This is a genomic window from Halobacterium bonnevillei (assembly GCF_009831555.1).
GTDB classification, from domain to species: domain Archaea; phylum Halobacteriota; class Halobacteria; order Halobacteriales; family Halobacteriaceae; genus Halobacterium; species Halobacterium bonnevillei.
Genome location: NZ_WUUU01000334.1, coordinates 1 through 1,356, shown reverse-complemented (window position 1 = coordinate 1,356; position 1,356 = coordinate 1). Strand labels below are relative to the sequence as shown.

At 69.2% G+C, this 1,356-nt stretch carries 1 protein-coding gene and 1 pseudogene; one reads left to right on the top strand and one right to left on the bottom strand.

Translation table 11 applies throughout. The annotated features are described in order from the left end of the window. Nucleotides 1-277 precede the first annotated feature (277 nt). Nucleotides 278-1,192 (top strand): winged helix-turn-helix domain-containing protein, encoded by a 915-nt coding sequence (locus GRX66_RS19055; RefSeq protein ID WP_159527850.1) that lies wholly within the window; start codon nucleotides 278-280, stop codon nucleotides 1,190-1,192. A gap of 19 nt (nucleotides 1,193-1,211) precedes the next feature. Here the strand turns inward: GRX66_RS19055 and GRX66_RS19050 are convergent. Then, nucleotides 1,212-1,356 (bottom strand): annotated as a pseudogene (locus GRX66_RS19050) (uroporphyrinogen-III synthase); the annotation flags it as partial.

The window sequence follows — 1,356 nt, the reverse complement described above, 5'->3', positions numbered from 1 at the left end:
ACGCCGACGACGAGCGCCGGCACGCGCTGGACGAACACGGCGGCGGCGAGCAGGGCGATTCCGGCGGCGAACTTGCGGCGGCGCGGCCGGACGAACTCGTCGAGGAGGGCGCGAACGGGCGACTGCGACTCGTGCATCGTCTGGTGGTCCTCACACAGCGACTCCATCGGAATAAACGTAATCAGTAGCGCGTTACTGTCCGAACATTGACTAGTTGGGCGGGCGTGCCCGGTGCGGTAGCCACAGACTCATTACGGCGCGTCGGCGACGATGTCACATGACCGACGAATCGAGGCGCGAGGACGTCGTGACCGTCGACCGGACGCCGCCGGACGAGGTCTTCGGGTTGCTCGCGAACGATGTCCGCGTGGACATCCTGCGCGCGCTCGCGGAGACGCCAGACGACTCGGTGTCGTTCTCCGACCTCCACGACCGCGTGGCCGTCGCGGACAGCGGGAACTTCAACTACCACCTCGAGCGGCTCCGCGGGTCGTTCGTCCGCGAGGCCGACGGCTACGAACTCACGCTCGCCGGCGAACAGATCGTCGGCGCGCTGCTCGCCGGCACGTACACCGCCGACGCCTCGGTCGACCAGTTCGAACTGGACTGGGATTGCCTGCTGTGCGGCGGGACGATGACGGCGGCGTACCGCGAGGAGCGCGCGTGGATCACGTGCAGAGACTGCGGGAAGGGCGCGCGGTTCCCGTTCCCGCCTGGGAGCCTCGAGCAGTTCGACCGCGCGGAACTCCCGGCAGCGTTCGCGCGCTGGCTCCGGACGTTCGTCCAGCGGGCGACCACGGGGTTCTGTTACGTCTGCGCGGGCCGCGTCGACGGCGAACTCGCGCGCCTCCCCGGCGGCACCGAGGACGACCCGAAACCCTCGCGGGTGACCTACGAGTGCCGGCGCTGCGACCGCGTCACCCAGTTCTCGGGGTCGACGCTCGCGACGTACTACCCGGAGGTGGAGGCGTTCTTCTTCGAGCACGACCTCGAACTCCTCGAGGGGCACGCGTCACGCGCCTGGAGCAAACTCGACGAGTTCGACTCCGAGATTCTGAGCGAGGACCCGCCTCGTCTCGAAGTCCGGTTCGCGTTCGGGGGCGAGCGCGTCACCGCCGAAATCACGCCCGACGCAGAAATCGAGACCGTTCGCCGTTGCCAGACCGACGGCGAGACCGGAACGGAGCGGTAGGCGAGACCGGGACGGAGCGTTAGAGTTCGTCGCGAACGTCGCGCGCAAGCTGTTCGAAGTCCGCGTCCGCCGGGACGACGTCCACGTCGACGCCGCGTCGCTGGGCCGTCTCGCGGGTCGGCGGCCCGATAGCGCCCACGACGGCGTCGTTCAGTCCCGCGAGC

Excerpts from the sequence above, each read along its gene's own strand:
- GRX66_RS19055 (WP_159527850.1), top strand. The coding sequence starts at position 278 with ATGACCGACGAATCGAGGCGCGAGGACGTCGTGACCGTCGACCGGACG.